The organism is Psychrobium sp. nBUS_13, from assembly GCF_051201665.1.
In the GTDB taxonomy this organism is placed as follows: Bacteria; Pseudomonadota; Gammaproteobacteria; order Enterobacterales; family Psychrobiaceae; genus Psychrobium.
This window is the reverse complement of sequence record NZ_CP179210.1, coordinates 3,300,518-3,316,728: the sequence shown is the minus strand read 5'-3', so window position 1 is coordinate 3,316,728 and position 16,211 is coordinate 3,300,518. Positions and strand designations below refer to the sequence as shown.

18 protein-coding genes and 4 tRNA genes are annotated in these 16,211 nt (G+C 40.1%); 15 read left to right on the top strand and 7 right to left on the bottom strand.

The window, feature by feature from the left end; all coding sequences use genetic code 11:
• Positions 1-450, top strand: a complete 450-nt coding sequence (locus ACMAZF_RS15425) for a protein YgfX (RefSeq protein ID WP_435274648.1) — start codon at positions 1-3, stop codon at positions 448-450.
• Here the strand turns inward: ACMAZF_RS15425 and nadB are convergent.
• Positions 428-2,023, bottom strand: a complete 1,596-nt coding sequence (nadB, locus tag ACMAZF_RS15420; protein WP_435274647.1) for an L-aspartate oxidase — start codon at positions 2,021-2,023, stop codon at positions 428-430. The two genes, ACMAZF_RS15425 and nadB, sit on opposite strands and share 23 nt — an antisense overlap.
• A gap of 216 nt (positions 2,024-2,239) precedes the next feature.
• Here nadB and rpoE point away from each other — a divergent pair, with 216 nt between their 5' ends.
• The 11 genes from rpoE (at position 2,240) to ACMAZF_RS15365 (ending at position 11,583) form a co-directional block, all read left to right on the top strand.
• Positions 2,240-2,818 (top strand): RNA polymerase sigma factor RpoE, encoded by a 579-nt coding sequence (gene rpoE, locus ACMAZF_RS15415; RefSeq protein ID WP_435274646.1) that lies wholly within the window; start codon positions 2,240-2,242, stop codon positions 2,816-2,818.
• A 12-nt stretch (positions 2,819-2,830) separates the two neighbouring features.
• Positions 2,831-3,412 carry a sigma-E factor negative regulatory protein gene (locus ACMAZF_RS15410; RefSeq protein ID WP_435274645.1) on the top strand — a complete coding sequence of 194 codons (582 nt, stop codon included), beginning with the start codon at positions 2,831-2,833 and terminating at the stop codon, positions 3,410-3,412.
• 9 nt (positions 3,413-3,421) lie between these two features.
• On the top strand, positions 3,422-4,360 hold the full coding sequence (locus ACMAZF_RS15405; protein WP_435274644.1) for a MucB/RseB C-terminal domain-containing protein: 939 nt from the start codon (positions 3,422-3,424) through the stop codon (positions 4,358-4,360).
• Between the two features lie 3 nt (positions 4,361-4,363).
• Complete coding sequence (locus ACMAZF_RS15400; RefSeq protein WP_435274643.1) at positions 4,364-4,810, top strand: SoxR reducing system RseC family protein; 447 nt, start codon at positions 4,364-4,366, stop codon at positions 4,808-4,810.
• Positions 4,811-4,987: 177 nt separating this feature from the next.
• Positions 4,988-6,784 (top strand): translation elongation factor 4, encoded by a 1,797-nt coding sequence (gene lepA, locus ACMAZF_RS15395; protein WP_435274642.1) that lies wholly within the window; start codon positions 4,988-4,990, stop codon positions 6,782-6,784.
• 3 nt (positions 6,785-6,787) lie between these two features.
• The gene (lepB, locus tag ACMAZF_RS15390) at positions 6,788-7,705 is read left to right on the top strand and encodes a signal peptidase I (protein WP_435274641.1); all 918 of its coding nucleotides are present in this window, start codon (positions 6,788-6,790) and stop codon (positions 7,703-7,705) included.
• Positions 7,706-8,392, top strand: coding sequence for a ribonuclease III (gene rnc / locus ACMAZF_RS15385; protein ID WP_435274640.1), 687 nt, complete (start codon positions 7,706-7,708; stop codon positions 8,390-8,392).
• Positions 8,376-9,296, top strand: coding sequence for a GTPase Era (gene era / locus ACMAZF_RS15380; RefSeq protein ID WP_435274639.1), 921 nt, complete (start codon positions 8,376-8,378; stop codon positions 9,294-9,296). The genes rnc and era overlap by 17 nt, the downstream gene beginning before the upstream one ends.
• Positions 9,283-10,020: a DNA repair protein RecO gene (recO, locus tag ACMAZF_RS15375; protein ID WP_435274638.1), complete on the top strand. Its 738-nt coding sequence runs from the start codon at positions 9,283-9,285 to the stop codon at positions 10,018-10,020. The genes era and recO overlap by 14 nt, the downstream gene beginning before the upstream one ends.
• 2 nt (positions 10,021-10,022) lie before the next feature.
• The gene (gene pdxJ, locus ACMAZF_RS15370) at positions 10,023-10,760 is read left to right on the top strand and encodes a pyridoxine 5'-phosphate synthase (RefSeq protein WP_435274637.1); all 738 of its coding nucleotides are present in this window, start codon (positions 10,023-10,025) and stop codon (positions 10,758-10,760) included.
• Between the two features lie 487 nt (positions 10,761-11,247).
• A complete protein-coding gene (locus tag ACMAZF_RS15365) occupies positions 11,248-11,583 on the top strand; it encodes a hypothetical protein (RefSeq protein WP_435274636.1) in 336 nt (111 codons plus the stop codon).
• Between the two features lie 203 nt (positions 11,584-11,786).
• Here ACMAZF_RS15365 and ACMAZF_RS15360 read toward each other — a convergent pair.
• From ACMAZF_RS15360 to mutY, 6 genes are all read right to left on the bottom strand, one after another.
• A tRNA-Phe gene (locus ACMAZF_RS15360) sits at positions 11,787-11,862 on the bottom strand.
• Positions 11,863-12,008: 146 nt separating this feature from the next.
• Positions 12,009-12,084, bottom strand: a tRNA-Phe gene (locus ACMAZF_RS15355).
• Between the two features lie 79 nt (positions 12,085-12,163).
• Positions 12,164-12,239: transfer RNA gene (locus tag ACMAZF_RS15350), tRNA-Thr, on the bottom strand.
• 34 nt (positions 12,240-12,273) lie between these two features.
• Positions 12,274-12,349 (bottom strand) — tRNA-Phe (locus ACMAZF_RS15345).
• A 164-nt stretch (positions 12,350-12,513) separates the two neighbouring features.
• Entirely contained in the window at positions 12,514-12,786 is a 273-nt protein-coding gene (locus ACMAZF_RS15340; RefSeq protein WP_435274635.1) for an oxidative damage protection protein, read from the bottom strand.
• A 12-nt stretch (positions 12,787-12,798) separates the two neighbouring features.
• Positions 12,799-13,866 (bottom strand): A/G-specific adenine glycosylase, encoded by a 1,068-nt coding sequence (gene mutY / locus ACMAZF_RS15335; RefSeq protein ID WP_435274634.1) that lies wholly within the window; start codon positions 13,864-13,866, stop codon positions 12,799-12,801.
• A gap of 190 nt (positions 13,867-14,056) precedes the next feature.
• Between mutY and trmB the strand changes: the two genes are divergently transcribed.
• The 3 genes from trmB (at position 14,057) to ACMAZF_RS15320 (ending at position 16,175) form a co-directional block, all read left to right on the top strand.
• Positions 14,057-14,785: a tRNA (guanosine(46)-N7)-methyltransferase TrmB gene (trmB, locus tag ACMAZF_RS15330; RefSeq protein ID WP_435274633.1), complete on the top strand. Its 729-nt coding sequence runs from the start codon at positions 14,057-14,059 to the stop codon at positions 14,783-14,785.
• Between the two features lie 75 nt (positions 14,786-14,860).
• Positions 14,861-15,193 carry a YggL family protein gene (locus tag ACMAZF_RS15325; RefSeq protein ID WP_435274632.1) on the top strand — a complete coding sequence of 111 codons (333 nt, stop codon included), beginning with the start codon at positions 14,861-14,863 and terminating at the stop codon, positions 15,191-15,193.
• Between the two features lie 211 nt (positions 15,194-15,404).
• Positions 15,405-16,175 carry a DUF2884 family protein gene (locus ACMAZF_RS15320; protein ID WP_435274631.1) on the top strand — a complete coding sequence of 257 codons (771 nt, stop codon included), beginning with the start codon at positions 15,405-15,407 and terminating at the stop codon, positions 16,173-16,175.
• Positions 16,176-16,211 lie beyond the last annotated feature (36 nt).

The following is a 16,211-nucleotide window of genomic DNA, read 5'->3' as shown; positions in this document are numbered from 1 at the left end:
ATGAACTATTCAAAATTTTATTGCATAGAAGTCACAACTTCGGCATTGTGTACGCGTGTTGTCGTCATAAGCTTTGCGTTTTTGCATTTTATTATGTTTTTTGTCACGTTAGCGTGGTTTTCTCATTGGCACATAGGTGCTGTCATTTTCTTTTTTTGTTTTTTCGTTGCTTGCTCAACATTTTTCTGTCGGCAGCAAACTAATTTTCGAATGCTCATTTCGCAACGTGGAGACGTTCGATATTACGGTCAGCTAATGTTTGACGCCGTAATATTGGCCACCAGTGTCGAAGATAAATGGTTTGTTTATTTGAAACTTGAGAGAGTGGATGTAGGGAGTAACATTGATTTATTAATTTGGCGAGACAGTGTTTCAAATAAAGAGTATCGCCGTCTTCGCCGTATCATTCGGCTCAGACAACGATTAACTAATGAGGAGTCAATACGGTAGGACTGCTATCTTCAAAAGCGTCTGGATAATCAAGATTATAATGAAGACCGACACTTTCTTTACGCGCAATGGCACAATCTATGATGAGTTGCGCTACTTGAACGAGATTTCTTAACTCTAATAGATTATTAGACACTTTAAAGTTCGAATAATATTCATCGATTTCAGTTTGCAATAGTTCAACACGGCGCTTTGCTCGCGCTAAGCGTTTATTTGTACGTACAATGCCTACATAATCCCACATGAAAAGTCTTAGCTCATGCCAGTTATGTTGGATGACAACTTCTTCATCTGAGTCAGTGACCTTGGACTCATCCCATGGAGCAATATTGTAATGTGTCGATGGGACATCTGAGCTTGTTTTAATATGGTCAGCGGCTGTTTTAGCAAAAACTAAGCACTCAAGTAATGAATTACTTGCCATGCGATTCGCGCCATGAAGGCCTGTATAGGCGACTTCGCCAATCGCATATAATCCTTTTATATCCGTTGCGCCATGTTTGTCTGTCTTTACGCCGCCACAGGTATAATGCGCGGCAGGAACTACAGGCATAGGCTCTTTCGTTATATCGATACCCAACCCTAAGCAGTGCTGATAAATTGTTGGAAAATGCGATGTTACAAATTCATCATTTTTATGACTGATGTCCAAATACAAACAATCAACACCTAATCGTTTCATTTCATAATCAATAGCACGAGCGACGATATCACGAGGCGCGAGTTCGCCGCGGGTGTCAAAGTCGTCCATAAACCGGCTGCCATCAGGCCGTTTTAAATAGGCACCTTCACCGCGTAATGCTTCAGACAACAAGAAATTATTAGATTGTGGGTGAAATAAACTTGTAGGGTGAAATTGATTAAATTCAAGATTTGCTACGCTACAACCTGCACGCCAAGCCATTGCAATGCCATCACCACTAGCAACATCAGGATTGCTTGTATATTGGTAAACTTTACTCGCACCACCAGTTGCTAGTGCTACTTGCTTTGCATGAATCGTCTCAACTTGTTCGCGATCTCGGCTCCACACATAAGCGCCAATAACGCGCTTGTCAGCGCCAGTACTATCAGTGATTAAATCAACCGCATTATATCGCTCTAAAATGGTTATATTTGGATGGTTAAGTATTTTAGCTTGCAAGGTTGTTTGTACTTCTTTGCCTGTTGCATCGGCGGCATGAAGAATTCGGCGATGGCTATGACCGCCTTCCTGGGTAAGGTGATATCGTTGTTCGCCTTTACTAGAGAGCTCTTGATCGAAATCTGCCCCGCAATCGATAAGCCATTCAAGTGATGCTTTTGCATTTTGGGCTGTCATTTCAACCACACTTTTATCACACAGATTTGCACCGGCGATAAGTGTGTCAGACACATGAGATTCAATGCTGTCTTTTTTGTCAAAGACTGCCGCTATGCCGCCTTGTGCATAGAAAGTAGAGCCGTCATTGATTTGCGCTTTACTAAGAACGATTACTTTTGCAAATTGCGCAACTTGTAGCGCTAAAGTTAAGCCAGCAGCACCGCTACCAATAATTAAAGTGTCACAGGAATGTTCTATGGCGTCAGTCATGATCTTGGTTGAAAATTTGAAGTTCGCCAATATTAGCTAACAAACGTTGATATAACTAGTAAAAAAGTGATTCAATAGTGTGAAATTAGATGAAATTTTACGTAAAATAAAAAATTGTTACATTAAGTGAACTTTTAACAAACGCCTAAGTCTATTCATTGTGCGTTTACTTCGAGCAATCAGTAAAGTGGAACAAATGTTGAGGAAAATGCTTGAATGAGCGAAACAAAAACAGATCAGCAGTTAGTTGAGTTAGTACAGCAAGGTAATAAAGCCGCTTTTGATCTTTTAGTCAGAAAATACCAACACAAGGTATTAAATTTAGTTAGCCGTTTTGTTAAGAACCAAGGTGATGTGCCTGATGTTGCTCAAGAAGCATTTATTAAAGCATATCGAGCACTACCAAATTTTCGTGGTGATAGTGCGTTTTATACATGGTTGTACAGAATAGCGGTTAATACGGCTAAAAATTATTTAGTGGCACAAAAGCGCCGCCCATCAAGTTCAGATATTGATATTGAAGATGGTGAGTATTTTGATGGTGGTGATGAACTCAGAGAAGGAGCATCACCTGAACGATTGCTATTAACTGAAGAATTACAAGGTGTGGTAGTTGCTACACTTGAGAAGTTACCTGAAGATTTACGGACAGCGATTACGCTGCGTGAATTAGATGGGTTAAGTTATGAAGATATTGCTAATGTAATGGAGTGTCCTGTTGGGACAGTTCGTTCGCGTATTTTTAGGGCTCGAGAAGCGTTGGATAAGCAAATCGATCCACTAATGCAACGATAGAAGGTAGTTATAGTGTCAAAGAATAAAGAAATATTGTCATCATTTGCAGATGGACAAGAGCTTTCAGCAACAGAACTTGATCAATTAATCAATGATGTTGAAAGTGCTAAAGATTTTGAACGTTATCATTTGATTGGTGATGCAATTCGTGAAGAGTTAGCACCTGCTTTTACAACTGATTTTGCCAGTATTGTGTCTGCTGCTATAGCACAAGAACCCGCTATTTTAGCGCCCAAAGCGAGCGTTGATAAACCCGTAGAGCTTCAAAACAAGCCGAGCGGTAATGTTGTGTCATTATTCGATCGATTTGGTTCATACGGCATTGCCGCTTCTGTTGCTGCAGTGATGGTTGTTAGTGCTATTCAACTACAATCAAATCAAGGTGCAGAGCAGGATATTCCTGTATTACAAACTATTCCAACGGGTGGTTATGCATCGCCTGTAAGTCATCAGATCCCACAAACATCTGCTGACATTCAACAGCAAATGACTGAAAGCGAGCGTTTAGCCGTTGAACGTAAAATGAATGCTTATGTTAAAGATCATTTATTACAACAACGTTTAAAAGCTACAACGCCACAAAAAGACAAATAGGGGAAACTATTGTTCACTTGTCGTCGTATTATCGGTGCCTTTTCAATACTATTCTCTAGCATTGCTGCTGCTGAAAAGACACCAACAGATTGGCTAGATTCAATGAATATAGCTCATCAAACTTTAAATTTTACCATTCCAATGGTTCACCTTGAGCCAAATTCTGCCCAAACCTATTTGTTTGAACACGGTGTTAGTGACGATCGCCAAGTCGTTTATATTGCTGCGTTAAGCGGTCCTGTTAGATATAGCTATCGTATCGACAATGTTGTTACTTATATGGAACCAGAGAGTCGCCCATATAGTATTAACGCAGGACAAATCATTGGTCCTTCACCCGCTATTTTCGTTGGTAAAACGCAACATATTATCGATAATTATTCGTTAACGATGATAGAAAAGGGGCGTATCGCAGGGCGTGTCACACAGCTTATTCGATTAAAGGCGAAAGATAAAAATCGTTTTAACTATATTCTCTGGCTAGATGTCGAAACCAAACTTTTATTGCGCTATGACTTGTTTGACCTAAATAATAATTTACTTGAGCAAGTACAAGCGGTTGGCTTACACCTTAATGAGCGTCCAAGTGATAATGTTGAAAAACTCGCTGCTCAGCCGACATCAGAAACGGTAATGATTCCTTCAACTGCGCAAGATAACTGGCGCTTGAAGTGGCTACCTGCTGGCTTTGAGGTTAAAGCAAGTGATGAGCACCGTGTGGTTAGTACTGCGGAAAATGTTGATTATTTGATGTTAAGCGATGGACTAACTCAAGTGTCGGTTTATATTGCGAAAGCGCAGCAAGCTGAGTTACCCGCTAAACTACAAACCAACAATGGATTATCTGTTGCTAATTTTAGGCGTGGTCTCACTGATATCACGGTAGTTGGTCGAATTCCTTATGAAACTGCATTAAAAATTGCACAATCTGTCGCGCCAAACGAGTAATTTATGCTTGAACAAAAAGCCTTAGTCAAAGAAGTATTTCACGGCAGTGTTGAATTAGAATACGAAATCAATTCAAGCTGCTCTGGCTGCGCTAGTGAAAATAATTGCGGCGTAGGAACTGTTGCTAAGGCTTTTTCAGGTAAAACTCAACGCATAAAAGTATCAACTAATAACATCTTGTCTGTCGGACAGTGGGTTACTATTGGCACGAAAGAAGCAAATATTTTAGCGGCTAGTGCAATTACTTATTTGTTACCTTTATTTGGGTTATTAAGTGGCGGGATTTTAGGTCAGAAATGGCTCGTAGAACTACTAGCGTTGCCTTCGTTAAGTGCTGTTGGGCTCGCTATTATGACGGCTATTTTAAGTCAGCAGTTTGGCAAATATTGGCTTAATAAAAATCAAAATTTGTCACCATGCATCATTATCGTTTCACCGCGCGTTTCTTAATCTAAAAAATCCGCTTTATTTTCATGTGGCCATTTTCACCGTTAGGGTGAATACTTTTGGCGTGTCGCGCTTATTTACGGTAGAATTGCCAGCAATTCTTGTGTCTGAATTTATGACCTGTATTGCAAATGGCTGCGGGTTGTAAATTAAATTAATTTTAAGTTGGCTATTCTTTCAATGAAGCATATACGTAATTTCTCAATCATTGCCCATATCGACCACGGCAAATCAACACTCTCTGATCGTCTTATTCAATTTTGTGGTGGCTTATCTGACCGTGAAATGGAAGCTCAAGTTCTTGATTCTATGGATATTGAACGTGAACGTGGCATCACTATTAAATCTCAAAGTGTGACATTAGATTATAAAGCAAAAGATGGTGAAACGTATCAGTTAAACTTCATCGATACCCCAGGACACGTTGACTTTACCTATGAAGTTTCTCGTTCGTTAGCTGCATGTGAAGGTGCATTATTGGTTGTTGATGCTGCGCAGGGTGTAGAGGCGCAAACACTTGCAAACTGTTACACAGCAATTGAGATGGATTTAGAAGTTGTTCCAGTACTCAATAAAATTGATTTGCCATCTGCAGATCCCGACTCTGCGGCTGAAGAAATTGAAGATCTTGTTGGTATTGATGCCATGGAAGCTGTTCGTTGTAGTGCTAAAACTGGTATTGGTATTGAAGATGTTTTAGAAGAAATAGTTGCTAAGGTTCCAGCGCCTGTTGGTGATGTTGATGCTAGTAAGCCATTGCAGGCGTTAATTATTGATTCGTGGTTTGATAATTACCAAGGCGTCGTTAGTTTAGTGCGTATTATGGAAGGCCAAGTTAAGGCTGGCGATAAAATGAAAGTTATGTCGACGGGTGATATCCATATTATCGATAAAGTTGGTATTTTCACGCCAAAACAAACAGACACGGGCGTCTTAAAAGCTGGTGAAGTTGGCTATATCATCGCTGGTATTAAAGAAATACACGGCGCGCCGGTTGGTGATACCTTGACATTAGCTCGTAATAGCGCAGCAGAAGTCCTTCCTGGCTTCAGTAAGTCTACACCACAGGTTTATGCAGGTTTATTCCCAATTAGCTCTGATGATTATGAAAACTTCCGTGATGCATTAAACAAGTTAAGTTTAAATGACGCATCTTTACAGTTTGAACCTGAAACATCTAGTGCGTTAGGCTTTGGATTCCGTATCGGTTTCTTAGGTATGTTGCATATGGAGATTATTCAAGAGCGTTTAGAGCGTGAATATAATCTTGATCTCATTACAACGGCGCCAACAGTAAACTATGAAGTTGTAACCACTGCTGGTGAAACATTAAATGTTGATAATCCATCTGATCTACCACCAGTTCAAAATATTGATGAAATAAGAGAGCCAATGGTTGAAGCCAATATTCTTGTACCACAAGAATATCTGGGCTCAGTGATTACTTTGTGTATCGAAAAGCGTGGTACTCAAACGAACTTGGTTTATCACGGTAAGCAAGTCGCTGTGACTTATGAATTACCAATGGCTGAGGTGGTATTAGACTTTTTTGATCGCTTGAAATCAACGTCTCGTGGTTATGCTTCGCTCGATTATAATTTCAAACGTTTTCAAGAGTCAGACATGGTACGTGTCGATATGCTTGTAAATGGTGAACGTGTTGATGCTCTTGCGATGATCACTCACCGTGATGGTGCACAGCGTAGAGGGCGTGCCGTTGTTGAAAAGATGAAAGAGCTTATTCCACGCCAAATGTTTGATATTGCTGTTCAATCAGCCATTGGCGGGCAAATCATCGCTCGTACAAATATTAAAGCGTTACGTAAAGATGTAACTGCTAAGTGTTATGGCGGTGATGTGAGCCGTAAGAAAAAATTACTGCAAAAGCAAAAAGCAGGTAAAAAACGCATGAAGTCTGTTGGTAACGTAGAATTACCACAAGAAGCATTCTTAGCCGTCTTAAAAGTTGGAGAATAATGAATGGCGACTTATTTTGAACTAATTTTAGTTCTTGCCACCTTGTTTACAGGTGTTGTTTGGGCAATTGACCATTTTATGTTTTTGCCTAAGCGTAAAGCCGTTGTAGAGGGGTTACCTAAAGAAATTGATGATGACGCTAAGGCGGCTGTTTTGCAAGAGTCTGCGCTGGTTGAAAACTGTCGTGGCTTGTTTCCAGTCATCGCATTTGTATTAGTACTACGTTCATTTTTGTATGAACCATTTCAAATCCCGTCAGGCTCTATGAAGCCAACATTATTAGTCGGTGATTTTATTTTGGTTGAAAAGTATGCTTATGGCGTGAAGCTACCAGTTATCCGAACCAAGGTGTTGGAAACCGGAAAGCCGCAACGTGGCGATTCAGTCGTTTTTAAGTACCCACCTAAACCAGATGTTGACTACATTAAACGTGTTATTGGTGAACCTGGTGATGTGATTCGTTATCGCAACAAGATTTTGTCAATAAAGACGCCGTGTGTTGATGGACAAGAAGTTGCCAATTGTGATCAATTTAAACGCGTAGAGCTAGATATTGTATCCCAAGGTGACTTTATTGAAGGTGGCTATCCTTTAACGCAAGCGAAAGAAGATTTGCTTGGGGTGCAACATGAAATTTTGTATAACCCAGCTTTTGCACAAGCGCCTGAATATTTTATTCAAGAAGGCATCCGTCAAGGTGAATGGGTTGTTCCTGACAATCAATATTTTGTGATGGGTGATAATAGAGACAACAGTTTAGATAGTCGTTTTTGGGGCTTTGTTCCTGAGCAAAATATGGTTGGTAAAGCGGTATATGTGTGGACAAGTTTTGAATTTGATCGCGCGCCAGAAGACATTGTTCCTACGTGGGTACCAAGTGGTATTCGTACCGAGCGTATAGGGAAAATTGGACAAGAGTAAATGAGACATATTCCGTACGAAAAATTAGAAAAGAAAATCGGTTACCGCTTTGAAAATAGAGGTTTTTTATTACAAGCGCTGACTCACCGCAGCATGGGTGGTGAACATAATGAGCGCTTAGAGTTTCTAGGTGATTCTTTATTAGGTATGTTCATTGCTGAAGCCTTATATTTTAAGTTTCCTCAGGTCGCTGAAGGTGACTTGAGCCGCATGCGCGCAACCTTGGTTCGTGGACAAACATTAGCAGAGCTAGCTCGCGACTTTGTAATTGGAGATTATTTACGTTTAGGGCCTGGCGAGCTAAAAAGTGGTGGTTTCCGTCGCGATTCTATTTTAGCTGATTCCGTTGAAGCAATTATCGCCGCCGTGTATTTAGATAGTGATATGAAAACCTGTGAAGCACTTGTTTTAGAATGGTATCACTCACGATTAGAGGCTATTGAGCCGGGTGTGAGCCAAAAGGATCCGAAAACACAGTTACAGGAATGGCTACAAGGCCGCCGTTTACCGCTTCCTACTTATGAAGTTATGGAAGTGACAGGTCAGGCACATAATCAACGTTTTACAATGTCTTGTAGTGTTGAGGGTGTTGCAGAGCAGACGGTTGGCGTAGGGACTTCACGTCGCAAAGCAGAGCAAGATGCCGCACAAAAAGCATTAGAGGTTATTCATGCAACAGCAAAATAATGATGACGCAACATACTGTGGTTTTGTTGCCATTGTTGGTCGTCCCAATGTTGGTAAGTCGACACTTATCAACAAGATTTTGGGCCAAAAAGTAAGTATTACATCACGTAAGCCTCAAACTACTCGTCACCGTGTGATGGGGATTGATACTGATGGCGCTTATCAAACCATTTACGTTGATACGCCTGGCTTGCACAGCGAAGAAAAGCGAGCGATTAACCGATTAATGAATCGTGCTGCGGCAAGTTCTATTGGTAATGTTGAAATGGTCTTCTTTTTAGTTGAAGGTACTCAATGGACCGGCGACGATGAAATGATTCTAAATAAGCTGCGTAAAAGCTGCCAAGATACGCCAGTCATTTGTGTGGTGAATAAAGAAGACAATGTGCAAATTCGTTCAGAGATGATGCCTCATTTACAATGGTTGGGAAGTCAGTACGATTTTGAACAGATTATTCCTATCTCTGCGAAACAAGGAACTGGTGTTGATAAACTAATTAGTATCGCTCGTCAGGCTATTCCGCAGGGGCAACATCATTTCCCTGAAGAATATATTACTGATCGTTCTCAGCGTTTCATGGGTTCAGAAATTATTCGTGAAAAACTCATGCGCTTTATGGGGGATGAAATACCGTACTCAGTGACTGTTGAAATTGAAGCATTTACGATGCAGCCTAATGGCGTGTTCAACGTTAGCGCTCTTATCTTGGTGGAGCGCGAAGGGCAAAAGCGCATGATCATTGGTAAGAAAGGTGAAAAACTAAAGCAAGTTGGCCGTGAAGCCCGTAAAGACATGGAAGAAATGTTTGACAATAAAGTCTTCCTTGAACTTTGGGTTAAGGTCAAGTCGGGTTGGGCTGACGACGAAAGGGCATTAAATAGCCTTGGTTATGGAGACGACTAACCTCAACAATACGGCGCGCAGCAATGAGCAATCTGTATTGTGCGCCGCTTATCTCATTCATTCCCGCCCGTTTAGTGAAACGAGCCTTATTGTAGAGCTCTTCACTGAATCCCATGGCCGGGTGGCGGCTGTTGCTAATGGCGCCAAGCGAAAAAATAATATCAATAAAAGTTTGTTACAGCCTTTTAGGCCGCTGCTTGTAAGCTGGCGTGGGCATGGTGATTTAAAAACATTGATCCGCATTGATTCACCGACTTTGGCTTTTCCATTAGCCAAACAATATCTTTATAGCGGTCTTTATCTCAATGAGTTGATCATGCGTTTATTGGCCAAGGAGGCTTGTCACCCAGTCATTTACAGCGCTTATCATGCAACACTACTTTCGTTATCAAAGATCGATGATATTGAATTGACATTGCGTCAGTTTGAATTGTCACTGCTGAGTGAGTTGGGACATGGATTTTCACTGCTCTGTGATGTCGATGGTCAATCAATAGAACCAAATTGGCGCTATGATTTACTCACAGAGCAAGGCTTTATTAGCCGTGTTGACGGAAAATATATTGGCCAATCGTTAATTAATATTGCAAACACAAATTTTTGTGACACTATTACCCGCAATCATGCAAAGTTGCTGACAAGACAAGCGCTAACACCTTTATTAGGCAATAAACCATTGCAAAGTAGGCGCTTGTTTTCCCGCTCAAAATCGTTAAGGAATTAATCATGAATCCAATCTATCTTGGCGTTAATATCGACCATATCGCGACACTACGTCAGGCGCGTGGCACGACTTATCCAGATCCTGTTCACGCCGCAAGTGTTGCGGAGTTAGCTGGTGCTGATGGCATTACTATACATTTACGTGAAGATCGCCGTCATATTCAAGATCGCGATGTTTATACGCTGGCCCAAACGCTGCAAACTCGTATGAATTTAGAAATCGCAGTCACTCAAGAGATGCTGTCTATTGCTTGTAACGTGAAGCCGGAATATGTTTGTTTAGTGCCAGAAAAGCGCGAAGAGCTAACAACCGAAGGTGGGTTAGATGTTGCGGGGCAGTTAGATACCATGCTTGAAGCGGTTGCACAGCTTAAAGGTGCTGGGATCAAAGTGTCGTTATTTATCGATGCTGATAAAGCGCAAATTGATGCCGCTGTTACCGTTGGGGCACCTTATATTGAGCTTCATACGGGCTGTTATGCTGACGCTGAAAATAGTTTTGAGCAGGAAAAAGAGCTTAAACGCATTCAAGATATGGCTGAATATGCCCACAGTAAAGGCATTGTAGTCAATGCTGGCCACGGCTTGCATTATCATAATGTTGCGCCAATTGCTGCAATCCCTGAAATATATGAACTGAATATTGGTCATTCAATTATTGCACGCGCTTCTATTGTTGGCTTAGAGCAAGCTGTTAAAGATATCCGCGCGAAAATGATTGAAGCTCGCCACGGTATTTAAGGTTGTGGGCATGATGATGCGACTATTACTTGTCATTGGATTGACAGGATTCTTTGCATCATCAAACGCTAATTCGGTGCAACAAGTCGTCCCATTTACTACTGATGGCTGTAGCTGACGTCTGATACGGTTCAGCATTTAAAGTTAGAATACCATTAGATAATTAGATTTTGGCTTTGCGAATTGGTATTCATTCATAAAAAAAGCTGATTCGAGTGTAATGCTCATGCAGCTCTTTGGATAAAAACTAATAGATTGGTATTAAATACAGCCTGTCAGACCCTCATATTACGTATTTTCCCCGAAATTAAAGCCTTTTATGACATTTTTATTTATAATTGATGAATTCGATATGACAGTTAGCTGTATGTCGAATTGCTGGGTACTAATTACAGTTGATAACATGTAATTATAAAAGATTACGTATGTATTTTTTACGATAGTGTACTTTTAGTTGATATAAACATGGAATGATGAGTAAATTTCAATGAACAAATTAACCTTCACCTCTCTTGCTATTGCTTTTACGAGCATTGTTTTGCCAGTCCAAGCAAACACTAAGTTATGCAATGAAATTAATTCTCAAATATCAAAACTTGATAAACACGCTGATGATTTTTATTCATTGGCTAATTATGAATTTAATGATGAGAAATTACTTAACAAGCTTAAAGGTAATTCACGATACTTCAAAGACGACACGTTTGAACAAGCACTCAAGAGTGTTGAAAGGGCGATTAACAGTGATGATAAGGAATTGATGATTAAGATGGCACCAGTGTCGAGATACCTAAATGATTGGAATGTCGATAACTGCAGCTAGTTTATTTTTTGAGGGTCAAAAACGGTATTGCTAAATGGTGATACCGTTTTTTTATGCTTGAATATTAGCGAATAAATTCTAGTTCAGGATGAATTTTTAAAAGGATATCTGCTAGTTATTGGGATTGAGAGCAACGCAGTAATCGATGGTTTTGACTAGTTTAAGCAGTCAATTAATAAAAGTTATGGGTATTAGAAAAGGGATGGTGCCTCGACCCGGAATCGAACCAGGGACACGCGGATTTTCAATCCGCTGCTCTACCGACTGAGCTATCGAGGCATCTAGGATGCACACTTAAAACTAGATAATAATTTTAAGGTTATTAATTTGGTGCAATACGCTAAATTAGATATTAAAACACGTTAAGATAATTATTAGGGCAGATGAATAAAAGGCTGTAATAAAAAACTAAGAAATGTTTTAAATGGTGCCTCGACCCGGAATCGAACCAGGGACACGCGGATTTTCAATCCGCTGCTCTACCGACTGAGCTATCGAGGCATCAAGAGACGCGCTTAAAATTAATCTTCTAATTTTAAGGTTTCAATTCATTACATAATAATAAATTGGTTTAGTTTAATGGTGCCGACACCAAGAGTCGAACTCGGGACCTACTGATTACAAGTCAGTTGCTCTACCAACTGAGCTATGTCGGCACGCCTAAACTAATGTTACTTGGAACTATTTAAATGGTGCCTCGACCCGGAATCGAACCAGGGACACGCGGATTTTCAATCCGCTGCTCTACCGACTGAGCTATCGAGGCATCTTATAAATCTAGATTGCTTTTTTGAAGAAAGCTATCTAAGCAACGGCCGCTATTAAATAGATTTTGAGGGTTTAAGTCAACAACTATTTTAAAATTAAATGCGATTTAAAAGCCGCTTGCTTGATTGTTGTTCGCTTTGTTTGAAAAATAGATAAATAACGCTATTTTTGCTTTGGTGTGTAACCATCTATCTGAACTTCCTTTCCTTCAAAAAGAAAGTCAGTCATCGTTTTTTCTAATAAAGCACGATCTTCAGGAGCCATTAAATTTAACTTTTTTTCATTAATCAGCATCGTTTGCTTAGACATCCATTGTCCCCACGCTTCTTTTGAAATGTTTTCAAAAACCTTTTTACCTAATTCTCCAGGAAGTGTTTGAAAATCTAATCCTGGTGCGTCTTTTTCTAAATAAGTACAAAATACTGTACGAGCCATAAGAGTCTCCTATTATAATTGCTTTAGCAGCGACTGAGTGACTGCTGCTAGGCCGACTTGCTGTGGGGTTGCTAAGTCGTACCAAATTGATTGTTGTGGCTCCGTAACTAATGAAGCTAACGGTTGTGCTAATGATAAATGATATGGCGTAATATCTAAATGATAATGACTAAAGGTATGACGTAGAGGGGCTAGTTTTTTCAATACGCCGCCAATACCTTGGTTATCGAGCCATGAATTCATCGTATATTTATCTTTAAATTCCGGAAAGCAATACAAGCCTCCCCAAATACCACTATCGGGGCGCTTTGCGAGATGAACTTGCTGGTTATGTTCAATAAGCAACATAAGTGTTGTTTTTACCGGTGTTGTTTTCTTGGGCTTTGAGTGCGGGAACTCTTTTACGCGATTGGTTTCGTAAGCTATGCACGTTGACTGAACTGGGCATAAATCGCAATTGGCTTTTGAACGGCTGCAATGAGAAGCCCCTAAATCCATCATAGCTTGATTGTAAAAAGTTGTACCATCTTGAGGCGTTAACTCGTCAGTTAATTGCCATAATTTTTTTTCAACTTTGCTAACACCATACCAACCTTCAATAGCAAAGTGGCGTGTTAAAACACGCTTTACGTTGCCATCTAATATTGAATGAGGCTGACCTAATGCCAAAGAAAGTACTGCACCTGCGGTAGAACGTCCAATACCAGGCAGCGCATTAACTTCTTCTATCGTTGTCGGAAACTTCCCTTGGTAATCGTCACGTACCATTTGCGCTGTTTTATGAAGATTACGAGCGCGCGCGTAATAGCCTAGCCCAGTCCAATGGTGAAGTACTTCATCAATTGGTGCATTGGCTAAATCGATAATGGTCGGAAAGCTTTCCATAAAACGCTGATAATAAGGAATAACGGTGGCAACTTGCGTTTGTTGTAGCATGACCTCTGATACCCAAACGCGATAAGGCGTTTTGTCAATTTGCCATGGCAGCGTCTTACGTCCAAATTCATGGTACCAATCAATAATTCGACGAGAAAAGTGTTCACTTGAATTGGCTTGCTGTAAGTTAGATAGTTGTGTCATATAAACTTGCTTACATTTAATCGTTGCGCCAGTGTACTTTCCTTAAATTAGATTGCTAGTTGTTTAACTAAAAAATTATCTAGACGGTAGGCAAATTTACTAGAAAGTTTCACAATTTAATTGACTCACTTAGTGCAGTGTATAAAATGCCGCCGCATAACGTCCCCAAACATTCCTAGGACTAGCAACCATGACTAAAGAAGATACTACAGACATCATTGAACAGAAAAAGAAAGATGGTGTATATATTAGAACCGTAAAAAGCTTTGTAAAACGTGAAGGTCGATTGACCAAAGGACAAGAAACGGCATTAGAAGATCATTGGCCTGCGATGGGACTTGATCATAAAGATGGCATGCTTAACTTTGAGCAAGTGTTTGGAAACGACAATCCTGTTGTTGCTGAAATTGGCTTTGGAATGGGCAAATCTTTAGTAGAAATGGCTAAAGCATCCCCTGACAAAAACTTCATTGGTATTGAAGTTCATACGCCCGGCGTCGGTGCTTGTTTGATGGAAGCCGGTGAACAAGGTGTTACTAATTTACGTGTCTATTGTCATGACGCAATTGAAGTATTGGCTGATTGTTTTCCAAAAGCAAGCTTGTCCTGTATGCAGCTGTTTTTTGCAGATCCTTGGCATAAAGCGCGCCATCATAAGCGTCGTATTGTACAACCAGAGTTTTGTGAAAATGTGCGCCAAAGTTTAGCTATTGATGGGATCTTTCATTTAGCAACTGACTGGGAAAATTACGCGGAACATATGGTTGAAGTGTTAGGTGTTGCGCCAGGATATGAAAATATAGCGACAAATGGCGATTACATCGAGCGACCAGAGCATAGACCATTAACAAAATTTGAAGCACGTGGTCACCGTTTAGGTCATGGTGTTTGGGATTTGATGTATAAGCGCATTAGCTAATTGTTTCGATTTAGTCTACATTAGACGGCAGTTTTTACTGCAATTAATACCTACTTATTTATAAAGGGAAAAACCATGAAAGATAACGCAAAACGTAATCGCCGAATTCGCAAGAAATTACGTGTTGATGAATTTAAAGAGCTAGGCTTTGAAGTTAGCTGGCACTTTCCTCAAGGTACTGATGACACGAAAATTGATTCGGTTATTGATGGCCTAATTAATGAAGTCATTGAAGTTAATGGCCTTGGTTTTGCTGGTGGCGGCGATCTTGAGTGGGAAGGTATTGTTTGTACGCAAAAAATTGGTCAGTGTACCGATGAACAACGTAGTGCCGTTAAAGCCTATCTGGAAGGTCATTCTCTTGAGAATGTTGAAGTGACAGAACTATTCGATCTTTGGTGGGGTTAATTAATATTTAACGAATTAAGTCGTTTAAATATCTCATCAAAATCTAAAATGGCTAATCCCACTAACTCTTAGTTGGATTAGCCATTTTTTTTATTCTAAATTTGACGGTAGTTACTTAAGTTGTTGTTTTTAAATATGTTGTTTTATTGGCCTAACCGTTGCAAATAGCTAGTTAATTAACGATAAGACATTAGATACATAAGGAAAGACGATGAAAACTAAAATAGCACTGGCACTTACCGCATTATTATCAACTTCTGCTTTCGCCCATGATTCTCATGGACGTCATAATTCGTGTGATATCAATATTAATCAAAGTATTAAAGTCACGCCTGCGTACGTGCAAATTCTTGATGGGGACAAATCACTTTATCGCATTACTGACGACTCTCGCTTATATGCTCAGGGTAAACGTATTCATTTAAATAGTGAACAACAAGCCATTGTTGATGAGTATCGCGACTTAATGCAGGAATTAGCACCACAGGTTGCACATTTAGTGACTCAAGGTCTAGATATGGCTAAGGCTGCTGTAGAACAAGTATTTACAGAGTTATTTGGTGATGAGACTCAACTGCAAGATAAAGTACAAACCATTGTCGCCAAATTTGAAGATCGTATTACGCCGCTAATGGATGAAGAAGCTGGCGAGTATTATCTGCCTAAAGATAAAGTTGCTAATGGTGGTGAAGACCTAGGTCGAGAAATCGAGGCTGAAGTTGAAACATTGATGAAAGAATCTGCTGGTCATATGATGGTACTCATTGGGAAAATGATGCTAAATGGAGAGGGTGGCATGGCAGATTTCGAACAAAAAATGGAAGCTTTTGGTGAATCGATGGAAGCACGTGGCGAAGCATTAGAGAAGAGCGCTGAAGCGATGTGTGGACAAATGAAAAAACTGGATGCACTTGAAACTAAAATGCAGAAAGAGATCCCTGAAATAGCGGCGTTTGATTTATTGAAGTCACAATCAATTTAATGGATGTATTGTTGTAAAAATGCCGCTAAATTTGAA